The organism is Curtobacterium flaccumfaciens pv. betae (genome assembly GCF_026241855.1).
Lineage (GTDB): Bacteria > Actinomycetota > Actinomycetes > Actinomycetales > Microbacteriaceae > Curtobacterium > Curtobacterium flaccumfaciens.
Map to the genome: position 1 here is coordinate 1,029,368 of NZ_JAPJDC010000001.1, position 18,241 is coordinate 1,047,608.

General features: G+C 70.7%; 20 protein-coding genes and 1 tRNA gene. 11 read left to right on the plus strand and 10 right to left on the minus strand.

What is annotated here, in order from left to right; genetic code table 11:
• The first annotated feature begins 15 nt into the window (after window positions 1-15).
• Both ORG17_RS04860 and ORG17_RS04865 read left to right on the plus strand, forming a co-directional pair.
• Window positions 16-306, plus strand: a complete 291-nt coding sequence (locus ORG17_RS04860) for a hypothetical protein (protein WP_027464647.1) — start codon at window positions 16-18, stop codon at window positions 304-306.
• A 29-nt stretch (window positions 307-335) separates the two neighbouring features.
• On the plus strand, window positions 336-596 hold the full coding sequence (locus ORG17_RS04865; RefSeq protein WP_027464648.1) for a thioredoxin family protein: 261 nt from the start codon (window positions 336-338) through the stop codon (window positions 594-596).
• On the opposite strand, the gene ORG17_RS04870 is transcribed toward ORG17_RS04865, so the two are convergent.
• The 3 genes from ORG17_RS04870 to ORG17_RS04880 form a co-directional block, all read right to left on the minus strand.
• Window positions 540-2,144 (minus strand): DUF6716 putative glycosyltransferase, encoded by a 1,605-nt coding sequence (locus tag ORG17_RS04870; RefSeq protein WP_214527852.1) that lies wholly within the window; start codon window positions 2,142-2,144, stop codon window positions 540-542. The genes ORG17_RS04865 and ORG17_RS04870 overlap by 57 nt on opposite strands.
• A gap of 67 nt (window positions 2,145-2,211) precedes the next feature.
• Complete coding sequence (locus tag ORG17_RS04875) at window positions 2,212-3,084, minus strand: N-acetylneuraminate synthase family protein (RefSeq protein ID WP_017886049.1); 873 nt, start codon at window positions 3,082-3,084, stop codon at window positions 2,212-2,214.
• A complete protein-coding gene (locus ORG17_RS04880; RefSeq protein ID WP_214527851.1) occupies window positions 3,081-3,842 on the minus strand; it encodes an acylneuraminate cytidylyltransferase family protein in 762 nt (253 codons plus the stop codon). Before ORG17_RS04880 ends, ORG17_RS04875 begins: the two co-directional genes overlap by 4 nt.
• Window positions 3,843-3,994: 152 nt before the next feature.
• Here ORG17_RS04880 and ORG17_RS04885 point away from each other — a divergent pair.
• A tRNA-Arg gene (locus ORG17_RS04885) sits at window positions 3,995-4,067 on the plus strand.
• Between the two features lie 100 nt (window positions 4,068-4,167).
• Here the strand turns inward: ORG17_RS04885 and ORG17_RS04890 are convergent.
• Both ORG17_RS04890 and ORG17_RS04895 read right to left on the minus strand, forming a co-directional pair.
• On the minus strand, window positions 4,168-5,433 hold the full coding sequence (locus ORG17_RS04890; RefSeq protein ID WP_214527850.1) for a hypothetical protein: 1,266 nt from the start codon (window positions 5,431-5,433) through the stop codon (window positions 4,168-4,170).
• Between the two features lie 89 nt (window positions 5,434-5,522).
• Window positions 5,523-5,789, minus strand: a complete 267-nt coding sequence (locus ORG17_RS04895) for a hypothetical protein (protein ID WP_214527849.1) — start codon at window positions 5,787-5,789, stop codon at window positions 5,523-5,525.
• A gap of 150 nt (window positions 5,790-5,939) precedes the next feature.
• On the opposite strand from ORG17_RS04895, the gene msrA reads away from it, so the two are divergent.
• From msrA to ORG17_RS04910, 3 genes are all read left to right on the plus strand, one after another.
• Window positions 5,940-6,467: a peptide-methionine (S)-S-oxide reductase MsrA gene (msrA, locus tag ORG17_RS04900; protein WP_214527848.1), complete on the plus strand. Its 528-nt coding sequence runs from the start codon at window positions 5,940-5,942 to the stop codon at window positions 6,465-6,467.
• Between the two features lie 37 nt (window positions 6,468-6,504).
• On the plus strand, window positions 6,505-6,708 hold the full coding sequence (locus ORG17_RS04905; protein WP_071246637.1) for a hypothetical protein: 204 nt from the start codon (window positions 6,505-6,507) through the stop codon (window positions 6,706-6,708).
• A 119-nt stretch (window positions 6,709-6,827) separates the two neighbouring features.
• Window positions 6,828-7,451 carry a single-stranded DNA-binding protein gene (locus ORG17_RS04910; RefSeq protein ID WP_214527847.1) on the plus strand — a complete coding sequence of 208 codons (624 nt, stop codon included), beginning with the start codon at window positions 6,828-6,830 and terminating at the stop codon, window positions 7,449-7,451.
• Between the two features lie 29 nt (window positions 7,452-7,480).
• Here ORG17_RS04910 and ORG17_RS04915 read toward each other — a convergent pair whose 3' ends face one another.
• Window positions 7,481-8,203: a hypothetical protein gene (locus ORG17_RS04915; protein ID WP_071246641.1), complete on the minus strand. Its 723-nt coding sequence runs from the start codon at window positions 8,201-8,203 to the stop codon at window positions 7,481-7,483.
• 135 nt (window positions 8,204-8,338) lie between these two features.
• Here ORG17_RS04915 and ettA point away from each other — a divergent pair, with 135 nt between their 5' ends.
• Together ettA and ORG17_RS04925 are read left to right on the plus strand one after the other, a co-directional pair.
• Window positions 8,339-10,024 (plus strand): energy-dependent translational throttle protein EttA, encoded by a 1,686-nt coding sequence (gene ettA, locus ORG17_RS04920; RefSeq protein WP_027464653.1) that lies wholly within the window; start codon window positions 8,339-8,341, stop codon window positions 10,022-10,024.
• 32 nt (window positions 10,025-10,056) lie between these two features.
• Window positions 10,057-10,509, plus strand: coding sequence for an acyl-CoA thioesterase (locus tag ORG17_RS04925; protein ID WP_035807619.1), 453 nt, complete (start codon window positions 10,057-10,059; stop codon window positions 10,507-10,509).
• On the opposite strand, the gene ORG17_RS04930 is transcribed toward ORG17_RS04925, so the two are convergent.
• On the minus strand, window positions 10,496-11,359 hold the full coding sequence (locus tag ORG17_RS04930; protein ID WP_083404324.1) for an acyl-CoA thioesterase: 864 nt from the start codon (window positions 11,357-11,359) through the stop codon (window positions 10,496-10,498). The two genes, ORG17_RS04925 and ORG17_RS04930, sit on opposite strands and share 14 nt — an antisense overlap.
• Before the next feature lie 91 nt (window positions 11,360-11,450).
• Here ORG17_RS04930 and ORG17_RS04935 point away from each other — a divergent pair, with 91 nt between their 5' ends.
• Window positions 11,451-12,152 carry a hypothetical protein gene (locus tag ORG17_RS04935; protein ID WP_111057864.1) on the plus strand — a complete coding sequence of 234 codons (702 nt, stop codon included), beginning with the start codon at window positions 11,451-11,453 and terminating at the stop codon, window positions 12,150-12,152.
• Window positions 12,153-12,204: 52 nt separating this feature from the next.
• Window positions 12,205-13,047, plus strand: coding sequence for an NAD-dependent epimerase/dehydratase family protein (locus ORG17_RS04940; RefSeq protein ID WP_214527846.1), 843 nt, complete (start codon window positions 12,205-12,207; stop codon window positions 13,045-13,047).
• Between the two features lie 140 nt (window positions 13,048-13,187).
• Here ORG17_RS04940 and ORG17_RS04945 read toward each other — a convergent pair whose 3' ends face one another.
• The 3 genes from ORG17_RS04945 to pepN all read right to left on the minus strand — a co-directional run bounded on the left by ORG17_RS04945 (window position 13,188) and on the right by pepN (window position 17,428).
• Window positions 13,188-13,649, minus strand: a complete 462-nt coding sequence (locus tag ORG17_RS04945) for a globin (RefSeq protein WP_250892574.1) — start codon at window positions 13,647-13,649, stop codon at window positions 13,188-13,190.
• 56 nt (window positions 13,650-13,705) lie between these two features.
• Complete coding sequence (locus ORG17_RS04950; protein WP_214527845.1) at window positions 13,706-14,773, minus strand: mechanosensitive ion channel family protein; 1,068 nt, start codon at window positions 14,771-14,773, stop codon at window positions 13,706-13,708.
• 75 nt (window positions 14,774-14,848) lie between these two features.
• Entirely contained in the window at window positions 14,849-17,428 is a 2,580-nt protein-coding gene (pepN, locus tag ORG17_RS04955) for an aminopeptidase N (RefSeq protein WP_138802812.1), read from the minus strand.
• A 120-nt stretch (window positions 17,429-17,548) separates the two neighbouring features.
• Here pepN and ORG17_RS04960 point away from each other — a divergent pair, with 120 nt between their 5' ends.
• Window positions 17,549-18,202 carry a mycothiol-dependent nitroreductase Rv2466c family protein gene (locus tag ORG17_RS04960; RefSeq protein WP_301565277.1) on the plus strand — a complete coding sequence of 218 codons (654 nt, stop codon included), beginning with the start codon at window positions 17,549-17,551 and terminating at the stop codon, window positions 18,200-18,202.
• The last annotated feature ends 39 nt before the right edge of the window (window positions 18,203-18,241 follow it).

Sequence of the window (18,241 nt, forward strand, 5' to 3'; positions counted from 1 at the left end):
TGGTAGAAGGGAGGCATGAGCGACATCACCATCCACGAAGGCGACGAGTACACCGCGATCTTCCACGGCGGCCCCTTCGACGGCACGACCGACACCCGCACCGCCACGAGCGACGCGCTGGACGACGAGGTCACGGTGTTCGCCGACGTCGAGGGCCTGCAGACGGCCTTCACCTACCGCGCCACCAAGTCCCGCCAGGTCCTCGACCAGATCTCGGTCGAGTTCACCTACGAGCCGGAGGAGTCCGACCCGGTGGACGACCTGCAGGACCGCGGCGACCGCAGCGGCGAGTTCGACCGGGAGTAGAACCCCCACCCGCCGCGTTGCAGGACCACATGCAGCTCGACCTCTGGACGTCCGCCTTCTGTGCGCCGTGCGCCGCCGCCCGCCGGGTGTCGGCCGAGGCCTCGGCGCTCGTCCCCGGGCTCACCGTGACCGAACGCGACGTGGCGGCGCACCCCGACGACGCGGAAGACCTCGGTATCCGGTCCACGCCCACGATCATCGTGCGGCAGGACGACGGCACCGAGGTCTTCCGTTCACCCGGCGTCCCGACCCGTGACCAGCTCCTGCTCGCGGTGGCCAAGGCGCTCTGAACGAGCCGCAGCCGCGGCCGCGGCCGCCGAAGCCGCCGCCGCCGCAGGCGCCGCAGCCGTCGCAGCCGCAGGCGCCGCGGCCGTGCCAGCGGCGGCCCCCGGCGCAGGCACAGTGGCGCGGGCCCCCGCGCGCTGCGACGTCGGCGCCGCCACCACCACGGGTGCCGGCGGATCGACCATCGCCCGCACGCGTCGCACCAGACGCTTCGCGCCCCGGATCGGCGCCCCGATGCCCAGCGCCACCAGCCCGAGCGGGCTGCGATCTGCCCCGCCGAGGGCGTTCTTCCGCTCCCACGCGCGGCGCAGTACCCCACCGCGACTCCGACGCGCCGGCGCCCGGTCCACCAGGGCCCCGGCGTCCCGTCGGGCCATGAGCTCCACGAGCCGGTGCTGCCAGTCGTCCTCTGAGGCCGGGTGGAAGTAGTTGTCCCGCATCCACTCCGGCCGGACGACCCCGAACCGTCCATCGACCAGGTCGACGGCGTCACCCTCGAGGCCGCTCCCCACGAACACCTCGTTGATCAGGTGCCGCCCGATGCCGAAGTCGGTCAGCGTGAGCGCGGGGACACCCCGTGCCGCCGCCTCGAGCACCGCGGTCGAGCTGATGGTCACGAGTGCCACCGCCCGGTCGAGGTGTTCGGCCATCGGCCCGCTCTCCACCACGAGGTTGGGCGGCGCGTCCGTGGGCACCAGGTCCGGGTAGGGGTGCTCCTCGCGGTGCGTCTGGTGCTCGCCGGCCGCAGCGCGCGTCTTGATGACGACGCGCCACTCCGGGTGCGCCCGCGCCGTCTCGACCAACCACCGCACGACGAGCGCCCGGTCGGCCCGTTCGGACGGCACACTCGGCTGCGCCGCGAAGACGACGGAGTCGCGAACCGTCCCACCGACACCGCCGACAGGATCGGTCGCGCCGGCACTGCCGGTCGATCCGGCACGCCGCGCGAACGGCAGCGTTGCGAGCGCGAAGTGCGGCTCGACGCCGCCCTCGCGCGCCATCTCCTCGTACGCGCGGACCTCACGGTGGCTGTGGAGCACGAACAGGTCGGCTCGGGCGCGGGAGAAGATGCCCTTCCACTTCGACGGGAACGAGATCCCCGGCAGCCCCGACACCAGCACCGGCCGGTGCGGGATCCGCCGGTGCACCTCGTCGATCACGAGTTCAGCCACCGGTCCCATCAACGACACCAGGACGGCGTCCGGCGGGTCCTGTCGGAGCTCCTCGACGACGGCGTCGACGTCCTTGGGCGCGGGTGGTTCGCGGTGCAGGTGGGCGAGTCGCCGGTCGAGCCCGCGGAACGCCGACCGCAGCTGCTTCGGACTCGCCGACCGCGGGGTCGCCACGGTGCGCAGCTCGAGGTCCCAGTCCGCCGGGGCGCTCGCCAGCAGGTGGGCGCCCCACTTCGCGAACGAGTCGGTGTCGACCAGGCCGACCACGCGTCGGATGCGTGGTGACGCGTCGGACGGGAGGCGCGCCTCCAGTCCGTCTGTCGGCGCACCACCGTCACCCGGCCCGTCCAGGGCGCGTGTCCCGTCGACCGGGCCGGTCACGCGCCGACGCGACGCAGCTTCGCGAGCGGTGCCTGCTCGCCGGCGGTCGGATGGGGACTGCATCCGCTCACGCGCCGACGCGCCGCAGCTTCGCGAGCGGTGCCTGCTCGCCGGGGAAGATCCTCTTCACGCCGTCGCCGAGAGCGGTCTCGATGATGCGGATGTCGCGGGCGAGCGTCTTCAGGCCGTGCGGCTCGAGCGACGCGGCGTGGTCGGAGCCCCACATCGTGCGGTCGAGCGTGATGTGGCGCTCGACGGCCGTGGCGCCGAGGGCGACCGCGGCGATGGAGATCTGCAGGCCGGGCTCGTGGCCGGAGTACCCGACGGGGACGCCCGCGTACCGGTGGGCGAGGGTGTCGATCATGCGGAGGTTCGCCTCCTCGGCCGGCAACGGGTAGGTCGACGTCGCGTGCATGAGGACGAGACGGTCGGTGCCGAGGGTCTCGACGGCGGCGTCGATCTGCTCGAGCGTGGACATGCCGGTCGACAGGATGACGGGCTTGCCGGTCGCGGCGACGGCGGCGAGCATGCCGAGGTCGGTGACGGACGCCGAGGCGATCTTGTAGGCGACGACGTTGAGGTCCTCGAGGAAGTCGACCGACGGCTCGTCCCACGGCGACGCGAACCAGTCGAGGCCCCGGAGGGTCGCGTGGTCGCCGATCTCGATGTACTGGTCGCGGTCGAACTCGACGCGGTAGCGGTACTCCAGGTAGGTCATGTCGCCCCACGGGGTGCTGCGCGGGGTGTTCTTCATGTGCTCCGGCGTGGAGATCGCGGGGGTGCGCTTCTGGAACTTCACGGCCTGCAGGCCCGCGTCGGCGGCGACGTCGATGAGCTGCTTCGCGATGTCGACGTCGCCGTTGTGGTTGAGGCCGATCTCGCCGATGAGGTACGCGGGGTGGCCCGCGCCGATCGTGGACGTACCGATGGTGACGGTCATGGTGCTCCGTTCGGTGCGGGGGTGGCCCGCGTCGGGGATGGGTCTCGGGTCGTGGTGGCTGTCGGGGCCGGGGCCGGGGCCGGGGCTTCGGCGAGGGCTTCGGCGAGGGCCAGGTCGGCCTCGTCGTCGATGTCGATCGCGCCGGCACCGTCGACGACGGCCAGCTCGACGCGGCCGTGGAACCGGTGCCGGTTCTCGAGGAACCCCGCCGTCCGCATCACGTAGAAGGCGCCGGTCTCGCGGTACTCGGGCTCGCGGTCCTGCCGACGGGGCCTCGTCGCAGCGTCGTGGTTCACCGCCACCGCGGTACCGTCCGGGGCGGTCCGCCACAGGAACGCGTGTGACGGAGCGGCGGCGAACACCGCGTCGGCGTGCCCGTCGACCACGCGCGCGACGGCCGCGTCGAGGTCGGCCGGGTCGATGAACGGCGAGGTCGCCTGCAGGAAGACGAGGACGTCGGGCAGCGGCGTGCTGATCGCGTCGAGGACGTGCAGCAGCGCGGACTCCGAGGACGCCTCGTCGCCGGCGAGCTCGGGTGGACGGCGGACCACGGCGGCACCGGCGGCGACGGACTCGGCAGCGATGGCGTCGCCGTCGGTCGTGACGACCACCTCGTCGATGCGCGCGGAACGTCGTGCCGATTCGACCGCTCGACGGACCAGCGAACGACCCGCGACCGTACGGAGGTTCTTGCCGGGGAGCCCCTTCGACCCAGCACGGGCGGGCACGACGGCGAGGACGGAACCGGTGGTGCGCATGCTCCGGACGCTACGAAGCGCGGGTGTCGTGGAGGGGAACGGGGAGCAGACGGTGGCCGACCGTTGGGCGACCGCCGAGCCCTGTCGCGGCGACGCGGCGGGGCGTGCATCGAGCGTCTGAGGGCCGCTCGCCGCTACAATCGACGCTGCTCGCCTCCGTAGCTCAGTGGATAGAGCAGGTGGTTTCTACCCACCGTGCCGCGGGTTCGATTCCTGCCGGGGGCGCCGAAGACGAACAGGGCCGCCATCCTCTCCGGATGGCGGCCCTGTTCTCGTCGTGCTGGCTACTACTCGTCGTGCTGGCTGTTACTCGTCGTGCTGGCTGTCACTCGTCGTCGTCCGCGGCACGGCGCCGGAGTTCGGCGGCACTGATCGGCTGCGTGTACGGCGCTTCGGACGTCTCGTTCGCGTCGGCCGGCTCTGCGGGGGCCTGGTTCAGCCGCGTCGGGACGGACGTGGTGTTCGTCGCGCCGGGGGTGTCGACCCGGGGTGCCGAGGCGGGCGGGACGTCGTTCGCGGGTGCCCGGTTGACGTGAGCGTCGGCTGCGGTGGGCGTCGCGACGGGGCGGTCGGACGAGGACGGACGGTCGTTCCGCGGTGCGCGGTCGGTGTCGTCGAAGGCGCGGGTTGCGCTGTCGTCGTCCACGACCTCGGTGTCGTCCGTGCCGCGTCCCTGGGGGGAGCGGGAGGGCGAGGTCGGGGTACCCAGCGTCGGACGGACCGGGGGTGCAGCCTCGTCGTCGCCGTACACGCGGGTGGTGTTGTCACCGAAGGAACGCGTGGCGTTCGGGTCGGTGGTGCCGCGGTTCGGGTTCGTGCCCGCACCGCGGTTCACCGAGAACGACGGGGTCGTCCCGCCGGCAGCACCTGGTGCAGCAGCACCGGGCGCAGCAGCACCGGGGGCGGCAGCGGCCGGTGCCGGAGGAGTCGAGGGTGCGGACGCGGGGCGCTGCGCCGGACGCAGCGAGGTCGTCGTCGGGGTGGGACGCTCGGCGGGAGCGGCCGGGGCCGTTGCCGGCGCCTGCGTGCGCGGGGGGTCGGCCTGGTCGGCGTTCCAGTCCTGCTGTCGCTTGATGAGGTCGGCGTCGGGGTCCGGGGACTCGAACTTCCAGCGCTCGAGGTCTGCCTTGAAGAGCTTGCGCGCACGGCTCGGTCGCGCCTGCCAGTCGAGCAGGCGGTCTCGGAACTCGGCGAGGGACTGGTCGGCCTGGAAGCTGAACGTCGACGAGTTCTTCTTGATGTCGGCGATCTCGTGCTGTGCCCAGTTGGCGGCCAGGGGCGCACCCTGCACGGGGAGCAGGCGCAGCCGGATGTCGGCGTCCTCGGCGAGGTGGTCGGCGTAGGCCCGCTCGTCGTGTCCGAGCGATCCCCACGCAGCTGCCTTGCGCGCAGCCGTCAGGATCGCGGCCACGGCCGCGTTCTTCGATTCCCGCTCCTGCAGCGCCACGACCCGCTTCGTCGCGCTGCGCCCGATGAGCGCCGCGATGACGCCCGCCACGACGATGGCGACGAAGGGGATCACAGCGCCCGAGAGCACCCGCCAACCCGTGTCGGACGAAGTCCAGTCGGTCAGGTCGTTCCACCAGTCCATGCGCGCACCATACCCACGGAACGTTCAGGCGTCGGGGAGGCCGGACGGCGTTCCGCGCATCCCACCGCAGATGATTCCAATCTGGAACATCATGACCAGCGCAGGGTGTCCACGGCGTCGTCGGCCGACCACACGCTCGGCAGCTCGACGAACCGGCGCTCGGTCGCGACGTACCGGCGGGCACGGTACGCGGTGTCGCCGGCGACGTCGATGCGGTCGACGTACCCGACGATCTCGCCGTTGGCCCGGGTGACCCGGCTCAGGTCGTCGCGGACCTCGAGGATCCGGTAGTCGCCCCGGGCGCGGGCCAGCGGGACGGTGCGGATCCGCAGTGCGGGTTCGGTGATGGTCTGCATCGCTGGCCTCCTGGTCGGTGTGAACCCGACGCTACGGCGGACCACCGACACGCCGAGGGGTGCCATCAGATCTGGGGAACAGGGTCTCCGCGCACACTGTTGTGGAGGAACGAGGCGGCTGCATCTGCGGCCCGGAGAGAGGGAGTGGCCATGACCACGTTCGTGCTCGCAGGTGGATGTTTCTGGTGTCTCGACGCCGTGTACCGCACGCTGCATGGTGTGCAGGACGTGGTGTCCGGCTACGTCGGCGGACACGTCGAGGAGCCCTCCTACGAACTGGTGTGCACCGGCACGACGGGGCACGCCGAGGCGGTCGCCGTGACGTTCGACGAGTCGGTGATCCCCGCCGACGTGATCCTCGACGTCTTCTTCACGCTGCACGACCCCCGTCAGCTGAACCGTCAGGGCGCCGACGTCGGCACGCAGTACCGCTCGGCGATGTTCCCGGCCGACGACGCGCAGCGCGAGCTGTTCGAGCGCGCGATCGAGCGGGCTTCCGACATCTGGGACGGCGGCATCGTCACCACCATCGAGCCGCTCTCGACGTTCCACCGCGCCGAGGAGTACCACCAGGACTTCTTCGCGAAGAACCCGGGCCAGGGTTACTGCCTCGCAGTGGCGCTGCCCAAGGTGAACAAGGTCCGGAAGGCCTACAGTCAGTACATCCTGGCGTCCTGACCCCGGGACGGCAGGGCCACAAGGAGGTGGTTCGAACATGACGGACAACACGGGAACCTGGGTCGCCATCGGTCCGGCCGGCGCGGTGGGCAGCATCCACCGGGCGGCGGACGGCTTCCAGGTCGAGCTCTACGGACGCCGACGGGCGGGCGGGCCCTACCCGTCCCTCGACTCCGCGAAGGGTGCGGTCCACGCCGCGCTCGGACCGTTGGCCGCCCGGCCCGAGTTCCGAGCTCACTGAGCGGGTCCGGACAGGAGGCCCGGGGGACTCGTCCTCCACAGGTCGCCTGATCGGGTCCACACGTCACAGATCGAGCCCGGGGCCGCTGACGCAGCCCCGGGCTCCGTGACGATCGACGCATGAACGACATCATCACCGTCTGCGGAATCGTCGCCACCGAGCCCCGGCACCTCGTCACCGAGACCGGCATCGCCATCACGAGTCTCCGACTCGCGTCGCCCTCACGCCGTTGGGACCGGGCAACCGCCGCCTGGGTCAACGGCGCGACCAACTGGTACACCGTCACCGCGTTCCGGTCGCTCGCATCGAACGTGTTCAAGTCCCTGAAGAAGGGCGACCGGATCGTCGTCGCCGGCCGGGTCCGCATCCGCACGTGGGAACGCGACGGTCGCGGTGGGACCTCGGTCGAGATCGACGCCGACGGCATCGGGCACGACCTGGCGTGGGGCATCAGCAACTGGGTCAAGGTGCCTCGACACACCTCGGACTCGGCGGTGACGCCGGGTGTCACCCCGGACGTCGACCCCCGGACCGGCGAGGTGCGCGGCCCGACCCCGGACGAGCCCGGGTCGGCTCCTGGGCACGACCAGGCCCGGGCGGACGGCGAGGAGTCGGTCGATCACGTCGAGCCCGACCACGTCGATCGGGACGAAGAACACGACCACGATCTCGACGAGGCCGGTCAGGTCGACGGCCTGCGCGCCCTGGACGCACCCGAGGAGCACGAACGCACGGCCGCGTGATGCCCGTCGCGCGGATCAGTGTCCGACGATCACCAGCGCTGGGTGATCATGCCGATGCCCGCCACTTCGGTCGTGTCCCAGTTGCCGCCCTTCGGCAGGCCACTCACACGGCCGTCCACCCAGAACGTCGCTCCCTGGACCGCCGGCGAGTTGACCTGGCGTGCCTTCAGGCCGTGGAACGAGAAGTTCGTGTTCCACGTGCCCTGCAGGCCGCTCACGCCGGGCTTGTTGCGCACCGTGATCTTCACGTTGCGCATCGACGAGTGGACGACGTCGCCGTTCAGGCGGCCGTTCCCCTCGACGTTGAAGAACAGGCGCCCCTTCAGGTTCAGGCCGACCGCCGCGATCGTGTGGCCGTTCGCGAAGAAGGTCCCGACGTTGTTCGGGTAGAAGCGGAGTCCGACCGGGGTCACGTTGTGGGTCGCCGGGCCGAGGTAGCCGTACGTGAACTTGCCGTTCTGCACGCGCTCCCAGATGAACCGCGGCGCACCCTTGCTTACGGTGGACCCCTTGTCGGACTGGATCCCCACGGAGAACGCGTTGTTGTAGGCGTCGTGCACGTTGATGTACGAGGAGTACCCGGTGCCGGCCCCGCCCTGGGTGATGTTGGCGGTGTACTCGACCAGCGGAGTGCCGTGCGGGGCGACGGTGGCTGCCGATGCCGTCGCGCCGGTGGGTGCGACGAGACCGACCGCGAGTGCGACCGCTCCGACGAGGGGGAGTGCGAGCCGGCGGATTCGTGTTGTGGGCATGTCCCTGATCCTGATCTCCGTGTGGACGACGAGGCCTCTGGTGGAAGGCGAGGCAACCGTACGTCGAAGTGTGCCGATGCAACACCCCTTGTGCGCGTTCCGGCAGCGGGCCGGGTTCAGTAGACTCATCGAGATATGGCTGAGTACATCTACCAGATGGTCCGCGCCCGCAAGGCGGTCGGCGACAAGCTGATCCTCGACGACGTCACGATGTCGTTCCTCCCCGGCGCCAAGATCGGCGTCGTCGGACCGAACGGTGCTGGCAAGTCGACGATCCTGAAGATCATGGCGGGTCTCGACCAGCCGTCCAACGGCGAGGCGAAGCTCACGCCGGGCTTCAGCGTCGGCATCCTCATGCAGGAGCCGGAGCTCGACGAGAGCAAGACCGTGCTCGAGAACGTGCAGGAAGGCGTGGGGGAGATCCACGGCAAGCTCGCGCGCTTCAACGAGATCTCGGCGCTCATGGCCGAGCCGGACGCCGACTTCGACGCGCTCCTGGCCGAGATGGGCACGCTGCAGGAAGACATCGACGCCGCTGACGCGTGGGACCTCGACTCCCAGCTCGAGCAGGCCATGGCCGCGCTGCAGTGCCCCCCGGGGGACGAACTCGTCACGCACCTGTCCGGTGGTGAGAAGCGCCGCGTCGCGCTCTGCAAGCTGCTGCTCCAGAAGCCCGACCTGCTCCTCCTCGACGAGCCCACCAACCACCTCGACGCCGAGAGCGTGCTCTGGCTCGAGCAGCACCTGCAGCAGTACCACGGTGCCGTCCTCGCCGTGACCCACGACCGGTACTTCCTCGACCACGTCGCCGAGTGGATCGCCGAGGTCGACCGCGGCCGCCTGTACCCGTACGAGGGCAACTACTCGACCTACCTCGAGAAGAAGCGCGCTCGCCTCGAGGTCCAGGGCAAGAAGGACGCCAAGCTCGCGAAGCGCCTGTCCTCGGAGCTCGACTGGGTCCGGAGCAACACCAAGGGCCGTCAGGCGAAGTCGAAGGCCCGTCTCGCCCGCTACGAGGAGATGGTCACCGAGGCCGAGCGCACCCGCAAGCTCGACTTCGAGGAGATCGTGATCCCGGTCGGCCCGCGTCTGGGTTCGCAGGTCATCGACGCCGAGCACCTGCGCAAGCAGTTCGGTGAGCGCGTCATCATCGGCGACCTGTCGTTCACGCTGCCCCGCAACGGCATCGTCGGCGTCATCGGCCCGAACGGCGTCGGCAAGACCACGCTCTTCAAGACGATCGTCGGGCTCGAGCCCCTCGACGGCGGCACGCTGAAGATCGGTGACACCGTCCAGATCTCCTACGTCGACCAGACCCGTGGCGGCATCGACCCGAACAAGAACCTGTGGGAGGTCGTGTCCGACGGACTCGACTACATCCAGGTCGGCAAGACGGAGATCCCGTCCCGCGCCTACGTGTCGCAGTTCGGGTTCAAGGGCCCGGACCAGCAGAAGCGCGCCGGCATCCTGTCCGGTGGTGAGCGCAACCGTCTGAACCTGGCACTGACGCTCAAGCAGGGCGGCAACCTGCTGCTCCTCGACGAGCCGACCAACGACCTGGACGTCGAGACGCTCGGCAGCCTCGAGAACGCCCTGCTCGAGTACCCCGGTTGTGCCGTGGTCATCACCCACGACCGGTGGTTCCTCGACCGCATCGCCACGCACATCCTGGCGTGGGAGGGCCTCAACGAGGACGGCACGCCGAACTGGTACTGGTTCGAGGGCAACTTCGAGGCCTACGAGGAGAACAAGATCGAGCGCCTCGGCGCCGATGCCGCGAAGCCCGGGCGCGCGACGTACCGCAAGCTCACCCGCGACTGACCCTCGTGGCGAGACTGCACGCTCCCATCCGCATGCGGTGGAGCGACATCGACGCCTACGGTCACGTCAACAACTCCGCGATGCTGCGCCTGCTCGAAGAAGCGCGCATCGTGGGGTTCTGGGGTGCGGACCCGGGTGAGGACCCGGACGGCGACCTGCCCGAGCCGATCATCGACGGTCGGCCCGGTTCGGGCACCATGACGGTGATCGCCGGTCAGCGCCTCGAGTACCTGGAGTCGATCCCGTACCTCCGTCAGCCGCTCGACATCCAGATGTGGATCGGGCGGCTCGGAGGTGCGAGCATCGACGTCTCGTACGAGGTCTGGTCGCCGGCGGGACAGCACCCCGCCGTCCTGTACACCCGGGCGACGACGGCGCTCGTGATGGTCGACGCGGCGACGAACCGTCCGCGTCGGCTGACCGACACCGAGCGGGCCGCGTGCGAGCGCTACCTCGAGGAACCGGTGCAGTTCAGCCGGCCGTAGGCACCCGCATCATGCCCTCCTGGGCGACGGTGGCCAGCAGCTTGCCGTCACGGGAGAACATCCGGCCGAACGCGAGTCCCCGGCCGCCCTGTGCGCTCGGGGACTCCTGCGTGTACAGGATCCACTCGTCGGCGCGACCGTCGCGGTGCCACCACATGGCGTGGTCGAGGCTCGCGCTCTTGACCCCCGGGGTGCCCCAGGCGACGCCGTGCCGCCGCATGATCGGCTCGAGGATCGACAGGTCGCTCGCGTACCCGAGCACCGCACGGTGGAGCGCCGGGTCCTCCGGCAGGTCGCCCTGCACCCGGAACCAGACCGCCTGGTGCGGCACGTGCTCGCCCTGCACGTCGACGAACACCGGTCCCTCGACGTGTCGCAGGTCGATGGACCGCGCGGCCCAGGCGCGTGCGACCGGGTGGTCGATCGCGGACAGGATCGACGCGGCCGACGGCAGGGACTCCGGGTCCGGGGTGTCCACCGGGTACGGGTCCTGGTGCTCGATGCCGGTGTCCGGCACCTGGAACGACGCGATCATCGAGAAGATCGGGACACCCCGCTGGTAGGCCTGCACACGACGGGCCGCGAACGACCGGCCGTCGTGGATGCGCTCGACGCCGAAGGTGATCGGCACGTCGATGTCGCCGGGCCGCAGGAAGTAGCCGTGCATCGAGTGGACGTCGCGTCCCTCGATCGTCCGCTGCGCGGCGACGATGCACTGCGCCAGGACCTGGCCGCCGAACACCCGTCCGCCCGGGGACCAGTGGCTGGCACCGGTCAGGATCGTCTCGCCCGTGCTCGCGCCGGTGTCCTCGAGTCGCAGGGTCCGCAGGAAGTCGGGTTCGCCGTTCACGCTGTGCAGTCTACGAACGGCTGCCCGCCGCCGTCGCAGGTCGTCGCGCCCAGGCTGCGCGGCGCCGATGGCCGGTAGGATCGGGGACGACATGGGCAACTCGTTCACGCTTCCCGACGCCGCCTCACTCGGTGACCTCCGCACGTACCTCGGACGTGCCGCTCGGATCGAGGACGGCTCGGTCCGGCTCATCGCCGACTCCGGCGTCCTGGCCGTCTACACGGCGATCCTCTACCCGCTCGGGCTGCTCGACGAACTGCCGACGGTGCTCGGGCTCCGCACGTTCTCGCTCACCGAGCCCGCGTCGATCGACACCGTGGTCCCGCTGCAGTCGCTCCTCGAGCGCCTCCGCCTGCTGGCCGAGGCGCAGGACGCCGAACACGCCGAGGGTGCCGACCCGACGCGGGCCACCCCGATCGAGGTCGAGCTGCCGCACGAGGTGCACACCGTGACGTGGGCGGCCATCTCCCCGCCCCGTGGTGGCTGGGTCCCGCTGCCGGACGTCTCCCCGGAACTCCTCCGCCGGGCCACCCGCGACGGCATCGCCGAGGTCGCCGACGCGGTGCCGTCCAACTCGGGCGAGGCCATCGTCCGGCGGATCCGTGCCGAGGTCTGGGGCCGACCGGTCCCGGGCGTCGAACACCTGCCCGCCGGTGCGGGCTTCGCGGGCGAGAGCCTCGGGTTCCTCGGGCACGACCCGGTCCGCCTGTTCGAGACGGGGCCGTGGAGCCGACTCACGACCTCGCGCGGCCACGTGCTCGTGAAGCGCCGCGCCTGGACCCTGAGCTCCTAGCGACGACGCCGACGTCGGCGACGCCGCCCGGCCGCCGTGGTTGGCTGGCCGCATGCACGTCTTCCTCACCGGCGCGTCCGGCTACATCGGCTCCTCCGTCCTCCGCTCCCTCGTGGCCCACGGCGACGAGGTGACCGCGCTCGTCCGGTCCGACGAGAAGGCCCAGCACGTCCGTGACGCCGGTGGTCGGGCACTGGTCGGCGACGTCACCGACACCGACGTCGTCGAACGGCTGCTGCACGAGAGCGACGGTGTGGTCCACACGGCATCGGCGCCCGGCGTCGACCCGGACTTCATCGGCACCGCGATCGGTGCCCTGGCCGGCACACCGAAGCCGTTCGTGCACACCGGTGGGATCTTCACCTTCGGCGACTCGACGGACATCTCCGAGCAGTCGCCGCTCGACCCGCCGGCGTTGACCGCCTGGCGCGGACCGAACGAGGCCCTGCTGCGGGCGAGCGACGTGCGGAGCACCATCGTCGCCCCCGGCATCGTGTACGGGCGCGGCACCGGCATCCCGGCGATGTTCGTCAGCGACGGCGAGCAGCCGGTGCGGCTGGTGGGCGACGGCTCCCAGCGGTGGACGACGGTGCACGTCGACGACCTCGGCGAGCTCTACGTCCTCGCGCTGCACCGCGGCGAGCCCGACGGGTACATCGTCGCCGCGACCGGGGACAACCCGACCGTCCGTCAGGTCGCCGAGGCCGGGGCCCACGGTGCACCGGTCGTCGCCGAGAGCGCCGACGCGAGCCGGGATCGGCTCGGACGGGACTACGCCGACGCCCTGCTGCTGCACCAGGAGGCGTCCGGCGCACACGCCCGGTCGGCCTTCGGCTGGCGTCCGTCGCGGCCGTCCCTGGTCGAGGACCTCACCTCCGGCTCGTACGTGCGCTGAGACGCGCTGTCCGAAGACGCCGGCGTCCCGCGGGCACGAGAACGCGGGGACCGGCGGACGGGAGGCCCGTGGCGGCGCCGCCACGGGCCTCCCGTCCGCCACGGGCGGTGTCCACCGCGCCGGCGTCGCGCCGGCGCGCGTCAGTCGAAGGTGTTCGTCATCGCGTGGGCGGCGCGGTCGAGGTAGCCCCAGAGCTCGGCTTCGTCGAGGGGTGCGAGCTCGAGCGACTCGACCGCGTCGTGCATGTGGTGGAGCCAGCGTTCCCGGGCCTCGGAGGTGATCCGGAACGGGTTGTGCCGCATCCGCAGGCGGGGGTGCCCGCGCTGTTCGCTGTAGGTGCCCGGGCCGCCCCAGTACTGCTGCAGGAAGGCGGAGAGGCGCCAGATCGCACCCTCGAGGTCGTCGGCCGGGTACATCGGCCAGATGACCTCGTCCTGCTGCACGCCCTCGTAGAAGCGCCGGACGAGCCGGTCGAAGGTGGGGGCACCGCCGATCCGCTCGTACAGCGAACCCGTGGCCGAAGCGCCGTGCTCGCCGACGCGCAGGGTGATCGGCTGCGCCGGGACACCGACCGAGCCTGTCATGCCGGGGGAGCCGGGCATGCCGAGCGAGCCGCGCGCTCCGGGCCCGCCCGTGCCGCTCGGGGGTGTGGGGTCGGTCATCGGGGGTCCTTCCCGCTGTCGGGGTCGTCCGTGCGGATCGGCTGCCCGAGGATGTTGCGCTTGGTCCGCCGGGGCTTCGTGGGCGCCGGGGTCGGCTGGGTCCGGACGGTGCGCAGGCCGTTGATCGAGGTGGCGTTCTCCCAGCCCTCGGGCATGATCATCGCCATCGCGGGCAGGGTGATGCCGAGTTCGTCGACGGCGTGCTTCAGGCGGGTGCGGAGCTCCCGGCCGACGACGTCGAGCTCGGACGCGCGGGTCTTCACGACCAGGCGGAAGACCATGCCGGCGTCGGTGATCGACTGCAGCCCCCAGATCTCGGGCTTCTCGACGATCCGCTGTCGCCAGCGGGACTCCTGCGACATCGTGACGGCGGCCTTGAGCAGGGCGTCCTGCACGGCGTCGATGTCGGTGTCGTAGGGCACGGTGATGTCGACGAGCACGCGCGACCAGCCCTGCGACAGGTTGCCGACGCGCAGGATCTGGCCGTTCGGCACGAACCACAGGATCCCGTTCACGTCGCGGATCTGCATGACGCGCAGCCCGACGTTCTCGACGACGCCCGTGGCCTGACCGGTGTCGACGACGTCACCGACGCCGGCCTGGTCCTCGAGGATCATGAAGACGCCGGACAGCAGGTCCTTGACGATCGACTGGGCGCCGACGGCGAGACCCGCTGCGACGAGCGATGCCCCGCCGACGATGCCGACTGCGGCATTCGGGATCGCGACCGGGATGATGATCGCCAGCGCGATGACGACGACGATGACCGTCGCCAGGTTCTCGAGCACACTGCCCAGCGTCCGGGTCCGCTGCACGACCCGGGCGGTCTGCACGGGTGAGGCGATGAGCGCCTGGGTGTCCTCAGCGCCCTGGCGCTTTTTGACACCGTTCACGACCCGGTCGACGACCTGCTTGATCATGCGCCGCAGGAACACGCGCACGAGGATCGCCGCGAGGATCGTGATGACGATCGTGATCGGGATGTGCCACGCGTCGACGAACTGGGTGAAGGTGTTGGACGCCCACTTCGGGACGTCGGTGGTGTCTGCTGCAGCCAGGTTCATATCCGGTCGATGCTAAGCGGCGGGGCCTCGGCGTCCCTGGAGGAACACCAAGACCCCGCCGGATCAGAGCAGGGGTCAGGCGTCGGCGGCCTGGACCCGGAGCGCGCGTTCGGTGCCCGCGAGGCTCTCGGAGACGATGCGGCGCAGCGCCGGCGTCTCCGGGTGCTCCTCGAGCCACGCGGCGGCGGCGTCACGGAGCTCGGCCGAGGCGAGCGGCGCCGGGTAGAGGCCCGAGACGATGGTGTCCGCCATGTGGTAGCTGCGCTCGGCCCAGATGCGCGTGAGCACCTCGAAGTACTTCGGTACGAGGCCCTCGAGCAGCACCGGGCTGTTCACGTGCTGGAACCCGACCGTCGTCTGGCGCACGATGGCGTTCGGCAGCTCGGACGAGTCGACCAGCGACGAGAACGCCGCCAGCTTGCCCTCGGCCGTGGGGATCGTGGCCCGGGCGCGGGCCGCGGCCTGCTCGCCCGACGCGGTCTTGTCCGCGGCGAGCTCGGCGTCGATCTCGGCGTTGTCCGCAGCACCCGCGAGCACGAGGCCCTCGAGCAGCTCCCAGCGCAGGTCCGTGTCGATCTCGAGGCCCTGGAGCGTGACCGATCCGTCGCGGAGACCCTGCAGGGTCGCGACGTGCTCGGGCGTGGACGGGATCTGCGCGAAGAACTTCACGAACTGGAACTGCGCGTCCGAGCCGGCCTCGGCCGAGGACGCGAGCTGCCAGAGCGTGTCGCCGACGGTGCGGACCGTGGCCTCGACCGAACCCGGTGCCACGTAGTTGCGTGCGGTGAGCAGCAGCTGCGAGAGCGTCGTGCGGATGGTCGTCGACTCGGTCTCGGTCGCGATGTTGCCCAGCACGAGGCGGACGTAGTCGCTGGCCGGGGATTCGGCGTCGCGCGTGGCGTCCCACACGGAACCCCAGACGATCGAGCGGGCGAGCGGGTTCGCGATCGATGCGAGGTGCTCGATCGCGGTGCGCCGGGAGTGCTCGTCGAGACGGATCTTGGCGTAGGCCAGGTCGTCGTCGTTCAGCAGCACGAGGTCGCCGCGCTGGACGCCGACGAGCTCGGGCACCTCGGTGCGGGCCCCGTCGACGTCGATCTCGACGCGGTGGACCCGCTCGAGCTTGCCGCCGGCCGAGGCCGTGTCGGCACCGAACGGCGCGGACTCGTCGTTCCGGAAGGCGTACACGCCGATCGCCAGACGGTGCGGGCGCAGCGTCGGGTAGTCGGCGGGGGCTTCCTGCAGGACGGTGAACGACGTGATGACACCGGACTCGTCGGTCTCGATCTCGGGACGCAGGGTGTTGACGCCCGCGGTCTCGAGCCAGAGCTTCGACCACTCGGTCAGCTCACGGCCACTCGTCGCCTCGAGCTCGACGAGCAGGTCGCGGAGCTCGGTGTTCGAGTGGTGGTGCTTCTTGAAGTAGGCGGAGACACCCGCGAAGAACGCGTCGATGCCGACCCAGGCGACGAGCTGCTTGAGGACCGAGCCGCCCTTCGCGTAGGTGATGCCGTCGAAGTTGACCTGGACGTCTTCGAGGTCGTTGATCGTCGCGACGATCGGGTGCGTCGAGGGGAGCTGGTCCTGGCGGTAGGCCCAGGACTTCTCCATCGCCTGGAACGTGGTCCAGGCCTCGGTCCACTCGGTGGCTTCAGCCGTGGCGATCGTGGAGGCCCACTCGGCGAAGGACTCGTTGAGCCACAGGTCGTTCCACCACTTCATGGTGACCAGGTCGCCGAACCACATGTGGGCGAGCTCGTGCAGGATCGTGACGACCCGGCGCTCCTTGATCGCGTCGGTGACCTTCGACCGGAACACGTAGGTCTCGGTGAAGGTGACCGCGCCGGCGTTCTCCATCGCACCGGCGTTGAACTCCGGCACGAACAGCTGGTCGTACTTGTCGAAGGGGTAGGCGACGTCGAACTTCTCCTCGAAGTACGCGAAGCCCTTCTTCGTGATGTCGAACACGTACTCGGGGTCGAGGTACGAGGCGAGCGACTTGCGCGCGAACACACCGAGCGGGATCGTCCGGCCGTCGCGGCTGGTCAGCTCGTCGCGCACGACCTCGTACGGGCCGGCGACGAGCGCGGTGATGTAGCTCGAGATGCGCGCGGTGGGCGGGAAGGCCCAGGTCGCGACGTCGCCGTCGACGTGCGGCTCCGGCGTGGGGGAGTTCGATACGACCTGCCACCGCGACGGCGCCGTCACGGTGAAGGAGAACTCGGCCTTCAGGTCGGGCTGCTCGAACACCGCGAACATGCGGCGCGAGTCGGGGACCTCGAACTGGGAGTACAGGTACACCTCGTCGTCCACCGGGTCGACGAAGCGGTGCAGGCCTTCACCGGTGTTCGTGTACAGCGCGTCGCTGACGACCACGAGCTCGTTCTGCTCCTGCAGGTCGTCGAGCCGGATGCGCACGCCGTCGTTCACCGCGGCGACGTCGAGCGCCGTGCCGTTCAGCGTGATCGAGTGCACGGTCTTCGTGATGGCGTCGATGAAGGTCGATGCGCCGGCGGTGGCGGTGAAGCGGACCCGCGTGGTGCTGCCGAAGCTGTCGGCGCCGCGGGTCAGGTCGAGCTCGACGTCGTACGTCTGCACGGCGACGACGGCCGCGCGCTCCTGGGCTTCGATTCGGGTGAGGTTCTCTCCGGGCACGCAACGCTCCATCTTCGCTGGGGACGCGGACGATCGGTGTCCGCGTACGGGGCCCCGGACGGCGTCGTGCGCCGGCGGGACGATGGGTTCCAGCCTAGCGACGCCGCGTACGCTCGGATCGTGACCGAGACGACTGTGGACAACCCGACCGACCCCACCACCGAGCGCACCGCCGTGGAGTTCTGGTTCGACCCGAACTGCCCGTGGGCCTGGATGACGAGCCGCTGGGTGGGTGAGGTCGCCGAGCACCGCGACCTCGACGTGACGTGGAAGGTGATGAGCCTGTTCGTCCTCAACGAGGACCAGGACGTGCCGGACAGCTACAAGGAGCGCCTGCACGCCGGCCAGGTCTACCCGCGCATCGTCACGGCGGCGAAGCTCCGGCTCGGCCAGGACGTCGTGAAGCCGCTGTACGACGCCCTCGGCGAGCACATCCACCACCGCCAGGAGTCCGACCCGGAGCAGGTCGTCCCCGCCGTGCTCGCCGAGCTCGGCCTGGACGCCGACCTGCTCGAGTACGCCTGGACGGACGAGGTCGACGCCGCCGTGCGCGCCAGCCACCAGGACGGCATCGACCGCGTCGGGCAGGACGTCGGCACGCCGGTCATCGCCGTCGAGGGCACCGCGTTCTTCGGACCGGTCATCTCCCCGGTGCCCAAGGGCCAGGAGGCGCTCGACCTGTGGGACGGCGTCGTCGCCGTCGCGAAGGTCCCCGCCTTCTTCGAGCTGAAGCGGTCCCGCACCGTCGGTCCGATCTTCGACACCACGGACTGACGGACTGGAGGCGCGGCGCGGGCTGGCACCGCGCCTCCA

Excerpts from the sequence above, each read along its gene's own strand:
- ORG17_RS04860 (WP_027464647.1), top strand. The coding sequence starts at position 16 with ATGAGCGACATCACCATCCACGAAGGCGACGAGTACACCGCGATCTTC.
- ORG17_RS04865 (WP_027464648.1), top strand. The coding sequence starts at position 336 with ATGCAGCTCGACCTCTGGACGTCCGCCTTCTGTGCGCCGTGCGCCGCC.
- ORG17_RS04875 (WP_017886049.1), bottom strand. The coding sequence starts at position 3,084 with ATGACCGTCACCATCGGTACGTCCACGATCGGCGCGGGCCACCCCGCG.
- ORG17_RS04880 (WP_214527851.1), bottom strand. The coding sequence starts at position 3,842 with ATGCGCACCACCGGTTCCGTCCTCGCCGTCGTGCCCGCCCGTGCTGGG.
- ORG17_RS04890 (WP_214527850.1), bottom strand. The coding sequence starts at position 5,433 with ATGGACTGGTGGAACGACCTGACCGACTGGACTTCGTCCGACACGGGT.
- ORG17_RS04895 (WP_214527849.1), bottom strand. The coding sequence starts at position 5,789 with ATGCAGACCATCACCGAACCCGCACTGCGGATCCGCACCGTCCCGCTG.
- msrA (WP_214527848.1), top strand. The coding sequence starts at position 5,940 with ATGACCACGTTCGTGCTCGCAGGTGGATGTTTCTGGTGTCTCGACGCC.
- ORG17_RS04905 (WP_071246637.1), top strand. The coding sequence starts at position 6,505 with ATGACGGACAACACGGGAACCTGGGTCGCCATCGGTCCGGCCGGCGCG.
- ORG17_RS04910 (WP_214527847.1), top strand. The coding sequence starts at position 6,828 with ATGAACGACATCATCACCGTCTGCGGAATCGTCGCCACCGAGCCCCGG.
- ORG17_RS04915 (WP_071246641.1), bottom strand. The coding sequence starts at position 8,203 with ATGCCCACAACACGAATCCGCCGGCTCGCACTCCCCCTCGTCGGAGCG.
- ettA (WP_027464653.1), top strand. The coding sequence starts at position 8,339 with ATGGCTGAGTACATCTACCAGATGGTCCGCGCCCGCAAGGCGGTCGGC.
- ORG17_RS04925 (WP_035807619.1), top strand. The coding sequence starts at position 10,057 with ATGCGGTGGAGCGACATCGACGCCTACGGTCACGTCAACAACTCCGCG.
- ORG17_RS04935 (WP_111057864.1), top strand. The coding sequence starts at position 11,451 with ATGGGCAACTCGTTCACGCTTCCCGACGCCGCCTCACTCGGTGACCTC.
- ORG17_RS04940 (WP_214527846.1), top strand. The coding sequence starts at position 12,205 with ATGCACGTCTTCCTCACCGGCGCGTCCGGCTACATCGGCTCCTCCGTC.
- ORG17_RS04945 (WP_250892574.1), bottom strand. The coding sequence starts at position 13,649 with ATGCCCGGCTCCCCCGGCATGACAGGCTCGGTCGGTGTCCCGGCGCAG.
- ORG17_RS04950 (WP_214527845.1), bottom strand. The coding sequence starts at position 14,773 with ATGAACCTGGCTGCAGCAGACACCACCGACGTCCCGAAGTGGGCGTCC.